Genomic DNA, 16,438 nt, shown 5'->3' with positions numbered 1-16,438 from the left:
AATGAAGAGATTGCTTTCTCAAATCTATAATAAAGTATCAAAAGATTTATTTGGTGCTGGCACCACTTTGCTAAAGGTAACAATCGATCAAAACATAATAACCTTGCAAGCCAAGCATCCGAGAGCTTCTAGATCTGCTGCATTAGAAGGTGAGGTACCAAGCTTAAAGCTTGAAGTGGACTTTCATCTGTCTCTGTTGTTCAAGAAAAAGTTTAGAACTCAGGTCGAGGAACAAACCGGTTGGAATATAGAAGCTATATTAAGAGATTATGATTCATTCACTCAATTTGCCTTTACAAATATTGTCTTGAAATAAAATATTGGATTTTTGCTTGGATTTATCTGAGTGAAACGCCGAAATATAAAGACTAAAGATAGTTTTCCCTTTGTTTATCAAAGAAAAGACAATCTTAAGTAGAAGAATGATTCTATTTAAGATTGTCTTTTTTTGTTCTGCTTTTACCAGCAGGATAAAAAGGGGAGTATAAGCAGCAATTATATATAAAAATAATCGATAAAAAATGGAGGGGCTCGTAATGAAGAAAATAATTCAAGCAGTTGCAGCATCATCTTTACTATTATTAGCAGCATGCGGTTCAAACGAAGGTTCTGAAAGTGAAGGAAAGGAAAAACTGGTTGTTTCCACATGGGGATTCAATGAGGACTTCTTCCGTAAAGAAATATATAAGCCATTTGAAGAGGAAAACAACGTAGAAATCGTGTTAGACACAGGTAATAATGCAGACCGTCTTAACAAAATTAAACAAGGCAACTCAGATGTAGATGTTATTTTCCTATCAGACTATTATGCACAGCAAGGCATTCAAGATGGCCTATTCGATACGATTGATCGTGAAAATATTCCTAACGTAGATAAAATCTATGATGTCGCTAAAGCTCCACTTGGAGAAGAATATGGACCTGCTTATACAATTGCCCAGTTCGGAATTGCCTATAATCCAGATGAGTCTCCTATAGAGATTACTTCTTGGAAGGATTTATGGAGCGCTGATATGAAAGGTAAAATCACGATCCCAAGCATCACTTCAACAACAGGACCAATGATGGTAGATATAGCGTCAATGGTAAAAGGTGAAGAAACATTTAATGAGGATGCTGCATTCACTTCCTTGAAGGAAATTATGCCAAGCGTTGTGAAGGAATATGGACAAACATCTGAATATGTTAACATGTTCGCGCAAGGTGAAATAGCAGCTGGTCCGATTATGGAAATGTATTTTGCTGACTTAAAAGAAGCTGTTCCGAATGCAGAATTTGTCACACCTGCTGAAGGCGGTTATGCAGTTATGAACACAATGAACGTTGTAAAAGGTACTGATCAAAAGGATCTGTCTGAAAAATTCATAAACTATATTCTTGGTAAAGAGGCTCAAGAGAAATCAGCAAAAAATAAAGTTGATTCCCCAGTTAATGTTGACGTTCAATTGTCAGATGAAGAAGCAGAAGGACTAACATACGGAGAAGACTTAATCAACAGCCTTCATACGATGGATATGAAATTTGTTAATGATAATCTTAAAGGTTGGATTGATCGCTGGAACAGAGAGCTAATCCAATAATAGTAGGAGGAATCTAGCATGCCTGAAAAGCTAATACTTGATGTGGATACAGGAATTGATGACGCAATCGGCATCCTTCTTGCCGTAAAAAGCAAAAAATTCGACCTGTTGGGAATAACGACAGTAAACGGAAATGTTTCTTTAGATGCAGCGACCGTTAATACATGTAAGATTCTTGATTTGCTTGAAGAAACAGAAATACCCGTTATTAAGGGGGCGGAAACGCCACTTTTCCGAGAGCCGTTTTTCGAACACCGCATTCATGGAGAGGATGGGCTTGGAGGTGCGCTAAAGGATATTCCTGCACGCAATGTGGCGAGTGATGGATTTGCGCCTGATTTCATCATAAACTCGATCTTAAGTTTTTCCGGAGAGGTCACACTTGTCTGTACTGGACCTCTTACAAATTTAGCTTTAGCTGTTAAGAAATGTCCTCAAATAACAAAGCATGTCAAAAAAGTAATTTTCATGGGCGGTGTAGTTAAAGGAGTCGGCAATATAACACCTACAGCTGAATTTAATGCATATGTGGATCCAGAGGCGGCAAAAATTGTCCTTCAGGCTGGTTTTCCGGCCATTGTCCAGGTTGGATTGGATGTGACAAGAAAGGCGTTGCTGACTAAGGAACATATCAGCAAGCTGAAAAATGAAAAGCTTGCAAGTTATATAGAAGAAAGCACAAGAGACTATCAGGAGAAATATTATTCTCGCTACGGCGTGCATGCATGTGCCATGCATGACCCGTTAGCGGTTGGGATTGCTATAAACAATACAATTGCTGTGACAGAAAAGCATTATGTAGATGTAGAAACGAAAAGTGAGCTATGTGATGGGCAGCTCGTTTGTGATTTTCAAAATCGTTTAAACAAGCAGCCTAATTTGGAAGTATGTCTTGAAGTTGATGCAGAAGCTTTTTTTGCAATGTTTATTAAAATCTTAAATTCTTAAATTAAAAAAACAGGGAGTGATGAGATGAAGAAAAGATATCTATACCTGTTGCTTATGCCAGGATTGCTGTTTTTGACTGTATTTATGGTTATTCCAATCTTATCTATGATCGGAACAACCTTTCATGATAATGGAACATTTAGTATAAAAGGGTATGTTGATTTCTTTAAAGATGATTATTTCATCAAAATATTATTAACGACATTGCGTGTCAGTCTGTTGACGACAATCATTTGTATACTGATCGGGTTTCCGGTGTCTTATTACATTTCTAAGCTTCAAGCACGTAAAAAAGCAGTATTCCTGCTTTTAACGATTTTTCCGCTGTTAACAAGCCCTGTTGTGCGCTCTTTTAGCTGGATGATCATTATCGGTAAAAACGGGGTTCTCAATAAGCTGCTTTTAGGAGCAGGGCTTATCAACCAGCCGCTTGAGATACTTTATACACCAACAGCCATCATTATCGGTCTGGTGCATTTGTTTCTTCCTTTAGTTATCGTGACACTTGTTGGAGTAATGGAGAATATCGAAATGGATTTGCTGCAGGCTGCAGAGAGTCTTGGTGCATCCAAGCTCGGTGTCTTTTTAAAGATTGTCGTACCATTATGTGTGCCTGGGCTAGTAATTGGCAGCATTCTAGTGTTTGTCGGCAGCTTTACAGCCTACACGACACCTGCGTTATTAGGAGGAAAGCAAAGAGTTATCTCCACATTCTTATATCAAAATGCGATTACATTAAATGATTGGAAGCTAGCTTCTATTGTGGCAACAATCATGATAGTTGTGACCTTTATTATCATTTCCATTATGAATGGAGCAGCAAAAAAACTTAATCCGAAGGGGTAGAGGTGTATGCAGGAAAAGAATAGAGGATTGGCCCTGTTTACATTCCTAGTTTTTGTTTTTTTACTTGGGCCATTGCTAATAATTTCAATTACTTCTTTTGAGGGCGGAAGCATCTTAAAGTTCCCACCAGAAGAGTATTCATTTAAATGGTATGAAAATATTTTTAAAGTAGAAATGTTCTTGAGTACTTTCAAGACATCTATCATCGTTTCAATAGCAGGGAATATTCTAGCATTGTTGCTTGGTGTACCGGCAGCATATGCATTAAGCCGATTTGATTTTGCAGGTAAGGGAATTATTAATGGAATATTCGTTTCACCAATTCTTATCCCAGGAATTGTACTTGGTTTTTCGTTTTTAAGATACATTGTTGTTGCATATGAATTGCCGATTTATACGTCCCTTTTTATCGGCCATACGGTCATCATGCTCCCGTTTATCATTCGCGTCATTTCGTCCAGCTTAACTAACTTTGACTTCTCTATTGAGGAAGCAGCACTTAGTTTGGGAGCAAGCAGAATCGGTACATTTTTTTCAATCGTTATCCCAAATATTAAGTCAGGTATCATTGCGGCAGTAATGATTGCCTTTTTGGAATCATTTAATAATGTCGATATTTCTGTGTACATGACAGGGCCAGGTGTGAGCACCTTCCCAATTCAGATGCTGTTGTATGTAGAAAACTACTTTGATCCAACAGTTGCGGCAATATCTGTATTGCTTATGATTATCACCGCATTGTTTATGTTTATCGTAGAGCGATTGATGGGATTATCCTACTTTACAAAAAGATAGAAGGGAATGAATAAGGATGGCTTTGTTTACATTACAAGACATATCTGTAGCATATAACAAAAAAGAAATCCTTAAGGATTTTAATCTTGAGATAGAAAAAGGGCAGCTTGTATCCCTGCTTGGTCCTAGTGGTTGCGGTAAGACAACAACACTTCGTTTGATTGCCGGCTTCCTGCAGTCAACAAATGGAAAGTTTTTGTTTAGAGATAAGGATTATACAAAGGTTCCAGTCAATAAGCGGAACTTCGGATTTGTGTTTCAGAATTATGCTCTGTTTCCTCATTTAACTGTGGCAGATAATATTGCGTTCGGACTTCGTTTGCGTAAAGTTTCAAAGGCAGAGATAGAAAAGCGCGTCGAGCGCATGTTAGAAATCGTTAATCTAGAAGGCTATGGAAAAAGATTTCCTGGAGAGCTTTCAGGAGGACAAAGACAGCGGGTAGCAATCGCAAGAGCGCTAGTAATTGAACCAGATATTTTGTTGTTTGATGAACCACTGAGTAATTTAGATGCTAATTTACGAGTTAATATGCGTGTGGAAATAAGAAGAATTCAGCAAGAGCTTGGAATAACAACAGTGTATGTTTCACATGACCAAGAAGAATGCTTTTCTATTTCTGATCAAGTAGCAATTATGAATAAAGGTGTAATCGAACAATTAAGTAATCCGGCAACAATCTATAAATATCCGGCAACAAAATTTGTAGCAGATTTCATTGGCTTTAAAAACTTCATCGAGTTTGAGAGCAGAGAAGATAAAGGGGAACTAGTAGAGCTTCAAAAGAATGGCCGTGTATTCACACTTGATATGCATGAGCATATGAGCCCGAATAAAAAGGTAGGAGCTATACGACCAGATGACTTCATTCTTGCGGAATGGAATGAAACACAAGTTCTTCCATCGAACGGAATCCCAGGCAAAATAAAAATAACAACATTCCTCGGCAGAAGCTATCAATATGTTGTCAGTACACCAATCGGTGATTTCACTGTCAATAAGGAAATGATAGCACCGTATCATACTGGACAAGAAGTGGTCTTAATTATTCCAAAGGATCAAATGGTGCTTGTAGAATAGGAGGGATCAACGATGAAAGTCGATTTGCTAATAAAAGAGGCAATGGTTTACAACAGCTATTTCAAGCAATTTACTAAGGGAAATGCAGCTGTTAAGGATGGCAAGTTCTTTTATATCGGATTAAAAGGTAATGAAACCTTTGAGGCAGAAGAAATAATAGATGCAAATGGCATGTATTTAGTACCAGGCTTGATTGATATTCATCTTCATATAGAAAGCACAATGGTAACACCAGCAACATTTTCTTATGGATTACTGAAGAATGGTGTGACAACGATTGTACCAGAGCCTCATGAAATGGCAAACGTGTTTGGAATAGCAGGTGTGAAAGAGATGATTAAGGCAAGCAAGAACTATCCATTGGACATGTTCTATGCTATTCCAAGCTCGGTTCCTGCAACTAGCATGGAAACAACTGGTGGTGCGATAGAAATAGAAGATATCGAGGAGCTGCTGCAAACAGAGAACATAAAATGCCTTGGTGAAATCATGAATTATTATGATGTCATTTCCAAGCCAGGCGGAAAAACGAATCAAATATTAGCTTATATAACAAAGAACTATCCAGAGCTGATTATTGAAGGCCATGTTCCGAAGCTTCTTGACCTTGAGTTGCAGATGCTTTCCTTTGCAGGAGTAACTTCAGATCATACGCATCAGACCGTTGAAGGAATGAAGGAGCGCATTGCTATTGGCATGTTCCTTGAAATTCAGGAAAAATCAATGACAAATGAAGTAATGAATTACTTGCTGGAGCATCAAGTGGATGAGCATTTTTGTTTTGTGACAGATGATGTGATGGCAGATTCCTTGCAAAGCAGAGGCCATTTAAATGTTCTCCTCAAAAAAGCCATCGCGATGGGAATGCCCCCAGAAAAAGCGATTTATGCCTGTACCTATACACCAGCTGCTAGAATGAGAATGTATGACAGAGGAGCAATTGCACCTGGCAAGCTCGCAGATTTTCTGTTAGTTTCAGAGCTAAACAGCTTCCACATTCAAAAGGTGTATAAAAATGGTAAAAAAGTATACGATGAGGCAATTTCCTATGTACAGGAAGCAAGCAGCCGCCAATTCCCTGATTACTTCTATGAGAGTGTTAGTATGGGCAAACTGGAAGAGGCAGATTTCAATGTTAATCTTCCACAGCAAGACGGCAATGTAATCTGCCGCACGATGAATGTGAAAAACGGCTCTACCTTTACAGAGGAAAAGCATGATGAATTACTTGTTGAAGCTGGAAAGCTGCAATGGGAAACAAGTGCATACGGACTTCTTGCCACATTTGAACGGTATGGAAAAAACGGCAATAGTGCAAGAGGCTTAATCGGCGGCGATATTCTCAAAAAAGGTGCTGTAGCAACAACCTATTCCCATGATAATCATAATCTTCTTGTGCTCGGTCAAAATAAGGAGGATATGGTGATAGCTGCAAATGCAGTAATCCAGCAGCAAGGCGGAATTTGCTGTGTCCTTGATGGCGAAATTCTTGCAAATGTACCACTGCCTGTTGGTGGTATTCTTTCAGAAGAACCATTAGCTATTATTTCCAAGCAAGTAGAACATTTAACAGCAATACTCCACAAACTCGGCTATGAACATTATAATGCAATCATGTCATTAAGCACATTATCACTACCAGTAAGCCCAGCATTAAAAATTACTGATCACGGATTAATTGATGTGAATAAAGGAAAGGTTGTTTCCTTGGTGGTTAAATAGCAAAAAAAAGAACTAGATCGGTGATCTAGTTCTTTTTTTTCGTGCTATTATTTAATGCCCTTCATCTTGTTTTGAATTGCTGGTGATAGAAGGAACAATACGATGGCTAATACAATCGAACAGCCACCGATAATACCGAAGTACATCATTTCTGTTTTTTCAGAGTAGAATTTAACAATCTGTGCATTTAACCCTTGAGCTGCAGCATTTGACAAGAACCAAAGGCTCATTGTTTGTGCAGAGAATGCAGCAGGTGCTAACTTAGTCGTTGCAGATAAACCTACAGGAGATAAGCAAAGCTCCCCGATAACAACGATGAAATAGCTAAGTACAAGCCATAAAGGATTTACAAGTGAGCCTTCTCCGCCAAAATAAGCAGGAAGCAGGATTACTAAGAAGGAAAGACCTGCAAACAGCAATCCGATTGAGAACTTCTTAGGAATGGACGGCTGGCGATTGCCAAGCTTTACCCAAAGCCATCCGATAATTGGTGCAAATACAATGATAAATAATGGATTCAGTGATTGGAATAATGTTGGTGACAAGTGCATGCCAGCAAAATCAAGCTGTGTACGCTTGTCCGCATATCCTGCAAGAATTGTTGAACCTTGCTCCTGAATTGCCCAGAACATAACAGATGCCAAGAATAATGGAATATAAGCAATCAAACGGGAGCGTTCGTCAGATGTCGTTTTCGGACTGCGGTACATTACCGTAATGTAGATAGCTGGAATCAAGAATCCAAGAATTCCTACCACAATAGCGAAAGTGTCAAATGTAAGAATGCCAGCTGGAATAGTAATTGCTAAAATGATGGCAATAACAACAATACCAATACCGATGATTGTATAAACCTTTTTCTTTTCAGTAGCAGATAACGGATTGGCAACAATTGTTCCTGCTAAACCAAGATTTTTTTTCTTTGTGAACATGAATACTAATAGTCCGATAAACATACCGATTGCAGCAAGACCAAAGCCTAAATGGAAGCTTGTGTTCATGCCGATTTCACCGACAATTAGAGGTGAAAGGAATCCGCCAAGGTTAATACCCATGTAGAAAATACTGAAGCCTGCATCGCGGCGATTGTCCTGCTGTGAATAAATATCTCCGACAATACTTGATACGTTTGGCTTAAGTAAGCCTGTACCAATAACGATAAGCACCATTGATACAAAGAACATGCTGATGCTTCCTGGTACTGCTAAAACAATATGACCAAGCATGATGAAAATTCCGCCATAAAATACTGCTTTAGAAGTACCAAAAATTCTGTCAGCCAACCAACCACCGATGATCCCTGACATATAAACAAGCGACCCGTAAATGGACGTAATAGCGAATGCAGTAGTTTCAGGAATGCCAAGTCCGCCTTTTGTTACTTCATAGTACATGTAGTAAACGAGGATAGCCTTCATCCCGTAATAGGAGAATCTCTCCCAGAACTCTGTGAAAAACAGAGTGAAAAGTCCCTTTGGATGACCAAAAAAACCCTTTTGTGGAACACTGTCCACAATTTTCTGTTTATTTAAGTCTAGCATTATTATGAACCTCCTCTAGTATTCTAATATAATACTGAAAAAACAGATGTTTTGTCAAAAAGATTTTTAATATATCGAACAATATTGTGCGTTAAAGGATTAAACATGTTTTTCCAATTTTTATTTATTTGTAGCTTTATGTAGTTTATCGTAGTAATTTGTTATTTTATTATACCTATATAAGTTTTTTAGGCATAAATTGGAATAAACGGAAATGTGAAGAAATAGAATTTATTTTATCACATTCGGATAAATTAACAAATGTTTATATTCTATAGGAGGTGTGAAAGTATGAAGGATACAAGTGAATTTGTAGCAAATTTAAAGGAAAACAACAAAAAGCAAGAGAAAAACAAACATAAAGGAAAAGGTCATCCAGAGAGCAGCCTTCCTAACAAACAGCATTAATTTAGGAGGCCGGGACATAAGTATATGGAATAACGTAAAAAACGAACTATTTAATCGACTATTGATTAAGTAGTTCGTTTTTTTTGTTTTTAGTTTTAATAAAATAATTAGAAATCTTAGTGGAATGAAGCGGAGGCCATTCGACTCCTGCGGGAAATAGAGGACGCTTTAGACCCCGCAGGCAAAGACGAGCGCGCAATGAAACGACCTAATTTTAACTCCATATTCTATTTAGTCACAAGCTTCATTTTTCAAATTTAGATGTAATATTATTATTCGTGTTTAAAAAGATTATTTTTTGTTTTGGTCCTAGACTCTTTTTTTATTCCATTCTCTTGGAAAAGCACCACCTAACCCTATTTGCATAATGTAAAGAGGGCTGTTAAGGGAGGGATTAGGTGAAAATTGAGCGTGTAGTAACATATTATGGATATGATTTGCTAATAAACGAGAAGCTACATAAAAAATGCCTAAACTGTCAAAAGTGGTATGTGTTTACAGAGGAGTTAGGCTGTTGTGTACATTGCATCAAGACAATTCAGCAGGATAAAAGCTGCATATTTTCAACTGAAAAAAAGCATGTTTGTAAGCCATAACGGGTACTCTACTTACTATACAAAGAATGTATGAAAGGGAGTATTACAAATGAAGGAAATGACTGTTTATTTACAGGAGACGACAAACGCACAACCAATTGAAACATTGGAAGCAGCATTGTTAAATACGAATGGAATAGAGAGAGCGCTTGTTGATGTGTCAGACGGTGAAGTGAAAATTATGTACCATGAGGAACAGATTACGAAGGAATCTGTTTTGGAGAAAATAAAAGAGCAAGGCTTTCACTCCGTTAATTGATATGCATCACTGCCAATAAAAGAAAACATGTCCTATAAAGCTAGAAGGTGCATATACTTATAGTAAATTTGCTAGACTTACAGGAGGAGAATATGTTTTCTTTATTTGAAAAGGCAGTGTTAGGTATGGCTTTGCTTAGACTGCTGTCAGGCTGTATAGAAATAGCGGCAGCAATGTTAATGCTGAAAGCCAATCAAATAGAAAAAGCACTTATCATCAACAGTTCCCTAGCAATAGTGGGACCGCTGATACTTATTGCAACGACAACAATCGGTCTGTTTAGCATTGCCGATAAGATATCCTTCGGAAAAATGCTGTTTGTTCTGACAGGTGTTGGCTTTATCCTGTATGGAGTAAGAAGCAGTTAAAAGGAAGAGCGACCCTAATTAATTTCAGGGCTCGCTTTTTTTTATTGCCTAAACGATAAAAGCTTTTGTTCACTTTAAGAATAGTTTTTACAACTGCCTTGCAGTGATAATATTTTTAATGACAGTTTTCACAGAAAAATAAAGCGTTTACAAAACAATAGAAAGCGTTTACTATATAGTTGTACCAATAAATTTAAGAAGTTCTAATAAATAAATGATACTTGCTAACATTGATAATGGAGGTTCCATATTATGAAATTCCCTAAAGATTTTTTATTCGGCGCAGCATCTGCATCTTACCAAGTAGAAGGTGCTTGGAATGAAGATGGCAAAGGTGTGACTAACTGGGATGTTTTCTCGAAGATACCGGGAAAAACATTTGAAGGAACAAATGGCGATGTTGCTGTAGATCATTACCATCGCTATAAAGAGGATGTACGATTAATGGCTGAAATGGGCTTAGAATCCTATCGCTTCTCCATTTCCTGGGCTCGAATCATTCCAGATGGAGATGGCGAAATCAATGAAAAAGGAATTCAATTCTATAATAATTTAATAGATGAATGCTTAAAGTACGGCATTGTTCCATTTGTGACCCTTTACCATTGGGATCTTCCTTTACCGCTAGAGGAGGATGGCAGCTGGACAAATAAACGCACAGCAAATGCTTTTGCTAAATATGCTGAAGTTTGTTTTAAAGCATTCGGTGACAGAGTAAAGCATTGGATTACATTCAATGAAACAATCGTCTTTTGTACGTTAGGATATTTAAATGGCGCACATCCACCAGGCTTAATAAATGCACATAAAGAATATTTCCAAGCAACGCACAATGTGTTCCTTGCACATGCTATGGCTGTGAAGAAATATAAAGAGCTGAAACAATACGGAGAAATCGGGATTACGCATGTTTTTAATCCTGCATTCAGTGTCGACGGAAACGAGGACAACCTGTTTGCAGCCAATCATGCCAACTACTACCAAACATATTGGTATTATGATCCTATTCTTAAAGGAGAATATCCGAAATATGTGTTAGAAGCATTAGAGGAAAAAGGCTTAACTCCAAGTTGGACTGATGGGGAGCTTCAGCTTTTACAGGAAACTGCTGGAATGAATGATTTCATCGGGCTTAACTATTACCAACCGGCTCGTGTTGAAAGGATTCAAGGAGGGACAGAAGCCATTGAGGTCAGTCGTGATAATTCAACAGGCAGACCGGGGAACCCATCCTTTGACGGTGTATACCGGACGGTCATGATGGAGGATAAGGTATACACAAAATGGGGCTGGGAAATCTCTGCAGAAGGATTCCTTGAAGGACTGCGAATGATCAAGGAAAGATATGGTGATGTAAAGCTGTATATCACGGAGAATGGACTTGGTGACGAGGATCCTGTCATTGAGGATGAGATAATGGATGTTCCAAGGATTAAATATATTGAGGAGCATTTAAAAGCTGTGAAGACAGCAATTGGCGAAGGCATTAACCTAAAAGGCTATTATGCATGGTCTGTTATCGATTTGCTAAGCTGGCTGAACGGTTATAAAAAGCAATATGGATTTATTTATGTTGATCATCATAATAATCTGGCAAGAAAGAAAAAGCTGTCCTTCCACTGGTACAAGCATATTATTGAAACAAGAGGAGAAGAGCTTTAAGAGCGTAAGGAAAAGTGGGTATACTTCTAGAATGATAGAGGCATACCCCTCTTTATTTGAAAGGGAGGGAATTTGAGTGACAGTCAAATATCAGATGGTCGCAAGTGTTTTAGAGCATGATATTCTCCAAGGGAAGTTCCAAGCAAATGAGAAGCTTCCGACTGAGGAGGAATTGATGCGAAAGTTTCAAGTGAGCAGAAACACGATTAGACGTGCGTTAAATATACTGGCAGATCAAGGTTATGTTTATCAAGTCCAAGGCAGCGGGCTTTTTCTAAGGGAATTTTCCCGGCCTGGCTGTATAACTATCCGAAAAATGCAGGGTCTTACAAAGGAATTAGCCGGACACGATATGAGCAGCCAAATTATTGACCTGTCTTTAATAAAGGCTAATGAAGAATTGGCCAAAAAGATGAGATGTGCACCTGGTGATTCCCTCTACTTTATAAAAAGACTTCGCTTCGTTAATGGTGAGCCCCTTGTTCTGGAAGAAGCATATTATAATAAAAAGGCAGTGCCCTATTTAAATGCAGAAATAGCTCAAACATCCATTTATCGTTACATAACAGACGATTTAAAGCTAAAGGTAGGGTTTGCTGATAAGCTTATATACTGTGATAAACTTTCAAAAGAAGATGGAGATCATCTGAAACTGATAGAAGGTGACCCTGCATTAATTATTGAAAATACGGTGTTTTTAAACACAGGCGTTGTTTTTAATGTATCGTTAGAGAAGTATAATTATTCTTCAGCAAAATTGCTGGCACTGACCTTCTAGACTGCTTTGACAAGCAGTCTTTTTTCATTACGAATCTAATTCTAATGCCGGGCCTGTATTGACAAGAATATTTCGGGTCCCTATACTAGATGTTATTAGTGTTAATTATTCTAAATAATCTGTAAATTTAAAAAGGGTTAAATGGCAGCGTAAGTTATGGATATTTTGGTATATTTAACTGTTCATTTATGCTTATCAATGTAAGGCAGAAGTTTGAAGACTATGGAGAAAATAAATACTTTTTATACATAGTGATGACAAGTTCAAAAGTGGATATCATGCACAAGATGGGAGTAGCACATAACAGCAATGGAGAGGATATCCACCAGTTATTTTTTGAAAAAATAACAAGGCGTCAGAGCAAATCGTAATTTCCCCAGATGGAATGCTGTTATTTTATTAAGCACTTACCGGCAGCCAGGATACTTAACTATTAGAAGCAAGGGAAACAAGAGAGGTATTCTTATTGATGGAAATTGTCATCCCCATAATTTTGATTTAGTTATATTCCTTATAAACCCTTCTAATGTAAAGATAATTAAATAGAATAAAAATGACATATAGAGGAAATAGCCCTGTCTCCAAACGGAATGAAGCTTGCATATACTATTATTGACAAGGAGTTTCAATGCATACCTTCATCATATAACAGAGGAATCAACGGGCTATATAAATTCATACTGTTGTTACAGAAATCTTAATCAAGGCAAATGATAACTGCTGTCTGCGATATGAAAAACAGGAAATAAGCTGTTAGGTATCGTAATAAAAACAACAAATAAAAAAGTGATCAAACAATATTATTGCATAAAACACAGTTAAATTCTTTATAGCTATATAAGGAACTTTATAGAATAAGCTGGTAGATAATTCAGGGGGGAACACCAAAATGGAGGACTATTTAAGAGAAAGGGAAAAGGAAATGATTGAGCTGCTCGAAGAACTAGTTAATATTGACAGTGGCAGCTATGTAAAAAAAGGGGTAGACCAAATAGCAGCAATACTCGAAGGTAAATTTACAGAGGCTGGATTTGTGTCGACAATTAAAAAGGAAAAGAAGACCGGAAATAATCTCGTGCTACGCCATCAGGATGCAAAAGATCCTAAAATTATTATTGTTGCACATATGGATACTGTTTTTCCAGAAGGAACGGTAGAAAAACGTCCCTTCCGCATAGAAGGAAACAGAGCATATGGACCTGGTGTTGTAGATATGAAGGGCAGTCTTGTGTCTGTCCTATATGCGATAAAAGCCTTAGCACTGGTTAATGCTTCCGCAATCAGAAATGTGGAAATTGTCCTAAATAGTGATGAAGAAATTGGGTCATCCAACTCAAGGAAGCTTATTGAACATACAGCACGAAACAAGGATTACGCTTTAATTGTAGAACCGGGAAGAAAGGATGGTTCGATTGTATCTGCCAGAAAAGGCGGAGGACGTTACACGATTAAGGTGAAGGGAACCTCCGCCCATGCAGGAGTTGAGCATGAAAAAGGCCGAAGTGCAATTGAAGAGCTTGCATACAAAACAATTAAACTTCAGAAACTGACAAAATATCAAGACGGCATAACAGTAAACGTTGGAATGATAGAGGGCGGAACCTCTATCAATACAGTTGCATCCTCTGCCACAGCTGGGGTTGATGTCCGTCTGATAAAAATGGATCAAGCACCAATAATTGATAAGCAAATTAGAGAAATATGTGCTGTCTCTGATGTGGAAGGAACAGAAATTGAAGTAAAAGGAAGCATCAGCAGACCGCCAATGGAAAAAAACAGTCAATCTATCCAACTATTAAAGATAATCAAGGAAGCTGGAAAAGAGCTTGGCATTGAAGTGAAGGATACATTTACTGGAGGAGGATCTGACGGCGCATTTACAAGCTCAATGGGAATCCCGACGATAGATGGAATGGGGCCTGTGGGTGGAAATGCCCATAGTGAAGAAGAATATTTAGAGCTAAATACATTTGTTGAACGAACATTGCTGCTGGCAACAGTCTTAACAAAATTAACCGCAAAAGTAAAAATGACAGCTTAAAAGAGAGGCCAGGACAAAACAAAAGATAATCTTTCTAAACACGAATAATAAAATTACATCTAAATTAAAAAAATAAAGCACGTAACTAAATAGAATATGGATATAAATTTAGTTCGTTTCATTGCGCGCTCGTCCTCTCGCTTTCCGCGGGGAGGAAGCTGAGCCTCCTCGTCTTCGCCTGCGGGGTCTCAGCCTTTCCTCTATTTCCCGCAGGAGTCGAGTGTCCTCTGCTCCATTTCACTAAGATTTGTAATAATTGTATTAAAACTAAAAAACCGAACTATTTAATCTTTAACTGATTAAGTGGTTCGGTTTTTACGCGGATTCACATACTTATGTCCCAGCCTTTATTCTCCACGAACAGCCTTGATTGCCTTTGCTCTATCGCCACTGTCATAAATAAAGGAGCCTGCAACAAGAACATTAGCACCAGCCTCTTTGCAAAGAATGGCAGTTTGCTCATTAACGCCGCCATCGACTTCAATTTCCAAGCCTGGATTGAACTGATCAGCCAGTTTGCGTACCTCTGTAATTTTTGGCAGTACACTTTTAATGAATGCTTGTCCGCCAAAGCCAGGATTAACAGTCATAAGCAGGACCATTTCAACATCTTCAATCACATGCTTAATCATTTCAACAGGTGTGCTTGGGTTAAGGACAACACCAGGCTTAACACCATGCTCTTTTATAAGCTGAAGTGTACGGTGAAGATGTGGACATGCCTCTGCATGAACGGTAATAATATCTGCACCAGCTTTAGCAAATGCTGGAATGTATTGATCAGGGTTTTCAATCATGAGATGGACATCCAAAGGAAGTGTTGTAATCGGTCTAATTGCACTTACAATTAATGGTCCAATAGTGATATTTGGAACAAAATGGCCGTCCATCACATCCACATGGATATAATCGGCTCCGCCTCGCTCTACATCTTTTATTTCTTCTCCCAGTTTTGCAAAATCAGCTGAAAGAATGGATGGTGCTATTTTAACCATAGATAATTGCCTCCAACATATGTAGTGTAATACAGCAAGCTTTCCATTTATGTCACATCCATTAAGAAAATGGCAATAAAAGCTTCAATTCTTTTCCTAAAAAAATTATAACAGAGCATCCAAGAAAATTGAAGTATACAGAATGCGGTGTCAAGTTGAAGATATGAGAAAAGACCCAATCTTTAAACTGCAGCACAAAGATTGGGTCTTTTTAATTAATTGGTCTTTTTAATTATATGGATTGTTCGATCGATTTTTGAATTTCCTCTGTTGAATTCAAGTAGCCCTCTGAAATACATTGAACAAGAAGCTCCTTGTTTTTGTATTGTTCCGGCTTGTTTTTATTATAATAATAACGGACAGCTTCCTCTTCTTTAAAGAACGCTTTGCCGACTTTTAGTAATGCAGTTACTGGAAGAGTAGTAAAGGATGGAGTGCTTGTTTCTGCAACTGCTTTTTCTTCCGTAGTTGTCTGGACTTTTTCCTCCGTTACCTGTACTTTTTCAGCAGCTGCTGGTGTTTGCCCATCAAATTGGAATTCTTGAACGACTTTATTGATCAAGCTTTCTTGGGAAACAAGCTGCTTTAATAGTTTTTTCTTAACACGCTTCTTTTTGGACTGCAATCCAAAAGTTTGCAAAATATGTTGCTGCAGTTCAGTATTATCAGCTAAATCTTCATGTGTTTTGTAAATCGAATTCATTGCTTAACTCCTTTTTTTCGCTTCTATCTATTTGTCTATCATATTCGAACAATAATTTGAGCACTTGTACTATTATATACTAATCTAAGAAAAGTACAAAATATGTTTAGAGAACCGA

The 16,438-nt window shown here is 37.8% G+C and carries 16 protein-coding genes; 13 read left to right on the top strand and 3 right to left on the bottom strand.

Features of this window, described 5'->3' with window-relative positions; all coding sequences use genetic code 11:
• Position 1 precedes the first annotated feature (1 nt).
• The 7 genes from NQZ71_RS17010 (at position 2) to NQZ71_RS16980 (ending at position 6,969) form a co-directional block, all read left to right on the top strand.
• Positions 2-316, top strand: a complete 315-nt coding sequence (locus tag NQZ71_RS17010; RefSeq protein ID WP_285849607.1) for a DUF2294 domain-containing protein — start codon at positions 2-4, stop codon at positions 314-316.
• Between the two features lie 220 nt (positions 317-536).
• Positions 537-1,580: an ABC transporter substrate-binding protein gene (locus tag NQZ71_RS17005; RefSeq protein ID WP_127735707.1), complete on the top strand. Its 1,044-nt coding sequence runs from the start codon at positions 537-539 to the stop codon at positions 1,578-1,580.
• Positions 1,581-1,598: 18 nt separating this feature from the next.
• A complete protein-coding gene (locus tag NQZ71_RS17000; RefSeq protein WP_275004477.1) occupies positions 1,599-2,528 on the top strand; it encodes a nucleoside hydrolase in 930 nt (309 codons plus the stop codon).
• Between the two features lie 24 nt (positions 2,529-2,552).
• Positions 2,553-3,374 carry an ABC transporter permease gene (locus tag NQZ71_RS16995; RefSeq protein WP_317011036.1) on the top strand — a complete coding sequence of 274 codons (822 nt, stop codon included), beginning with the start codon at positions 2,553-2,555 and terminating at the stop codon, positions 3,372-3,374.
• 6 nt (positions 3,375-3,380) lie between these two features.
• A complete protein-coding gene (locus NQZ71_RS16990; protein WP_127735698.1) occupies positions 3,381-4,169 on the top strand; it encodes an ABC transporter permease in 789 nt (262 codons plus the stop codon).
• Between the two features lie 16 nt (positions 4,170-4,185).
• Entirely contained in the window at positions 4,186-5,247 is a 1,062-nt protein-coding gene (locus NQZ71_RS16985; protein WP_144452086.1) for an ABC transporter ATP-binding protein, read from the top strand.
• A gap of 12 nt (positions 5,248-5,259) precedes the next feature.
• Positions 5,260-6,969, top strand: coding sequence for an adenine deaminase C-terminal domain-containing protein (locus NQZ71_RS16980; RefSeq protein ID WP_317011035.1), 1,710 nt, complete (start codon positions 5,260-5,262; stop codon positions 6,967-6,969).
• Positions 6,970-7,016: 47 nt separating this feature from the next.
• Here the strand turns inward: NQZ71_RS16980 and NQZ71_RS16975 are convergent, their stop codons facing one another.
• Entirely contained in the window at positions 7,017-8,510 is a 1,494-nt protein-coding gene (locus NQZ71_RS16975; protein WP_144452088.1) for a peptide MFS transporter, read from the bottom strand.
• 291 nt (positions 8,511-8,801) lie between these two features.
• Between NQZ71_RS16975 and NQZ71_RS16970 the strand changes: the two genes are divergently transcribed.
• The 6 genes from NQZ71_RS16970 to NQZ71_RS16945 all read left to right on the top strand — a co-directional run bounded on the left by NQZ71_RS16970 (position 8,802) and on the right by NQZ71_RS16945 (position 14,622).
• A complete protein-coding gene (locus NQZ71_RS16970; RefSeq protein WP_127735686.1) occupies positions 8,802-8,918 on the top strand; it encodes a DUF4023 family protein in 117 nt (38 codons plus the stop codon).
• Positions 8,919-9,563: 645 nt separating this feature from the next.
• Positions 9,564-9,773, top strand: a complete 210-nt coding sequence (locus NQZ71_RS16965) for a heavy-metal-associated domain-containing protein (RefSeq protein ID WP_144452089.1) — start codon at positions 9,564-9,566, stop codon at positions 9,771-9,773.
• A gap of 92 nt (positions 9,774-9,865) precedes the next feature.
• Positions 9,866-10,141 (top strand): YqhV family protein, encoded by a 276-nt coding sequence (locus NQZ71_RS16960; RefSeq protein WP_144452090.1) that lies wholly within the window; start codon positions 9,866-9,868, stop codon positions 10,139-10,141.
• A gap of 252 nt (positions 10,142-10,393) precedes the next feature.
• Positions 10,394-11,803: a glycoside hydrolase family 1 protein gene (locus NQZ71_RS16955; RefSeq protein ID WP_144452091.1), complete on the top strand. Its 1,410-nt coding sequence runs from the start codon at positions 10,394-10,396 to the stop codon at positions 11,801-11,803.
• 76 nt (positions 11,804-11,879) lie between these two features.
• Complete coding sequence (locus NQZ71_RS16950) at positions 11,880-12,581, top strand: GntR family transcriptional regulator (RefSeq protein WP_144452092.1); 702 nt, start codon at positions 11,880-11,882, stop codon at positions 12,579-12,581.
• 889 nt (positions 12,582-13,470) lie between these two features.
• Complete coding sequence (locus NQZ71_RS16945; RefSeq protein WP_144452093.1) at positions 13,471-14,622, top strand: M20 family metallopeptidase; 1,152 nt, start codon at positions 13,471-13,473, stop codon at positions 14,620-14,622.
• 347 nt (positions 14,623-14,969) lie between these two features.
• Here NQZ71_RS16945 and rpe read toward each other — a convergent pair whose 3' ends face one another.
• A complete protein-coding gene (gene rpe / locus NQZ71_RS16940; protein WP_144452094.1) occupies positions 14,970-15,617 on the bottom strand; it encodes a ribulose-phosphate 3-epimerase in 648 nt (215 codons plus the stop codon).
• A gap of 232 nt (positions 15,618-15,849) precedes the next feature.
• Positions 15,850-16,320, bottom strand: a complete 471-nt coding sequence (locus NQZ71_RS16935) for a hypothetical protein (protein WP_144452095.1) — start codon at positions 16,318-16,320, stop codon at positions 15,850-15,852.
• Positions 16,321-16,438 lie beyond the last annotated feature (118 nt).

The sequence above is a fragment of the Niallia taxi genome (assembly GCF_032818155.1).
GTDB lineage: Bacteria > Bacillota > Bacilli > Bacillales > Cytobacillaceae > Niallia > Niallia taxi_A.
The sequence above is the reverse complement of the archived record's forward strand: the minus strand, read 5'-3'. Positions and strand labels throughout refer to the sequence as shown.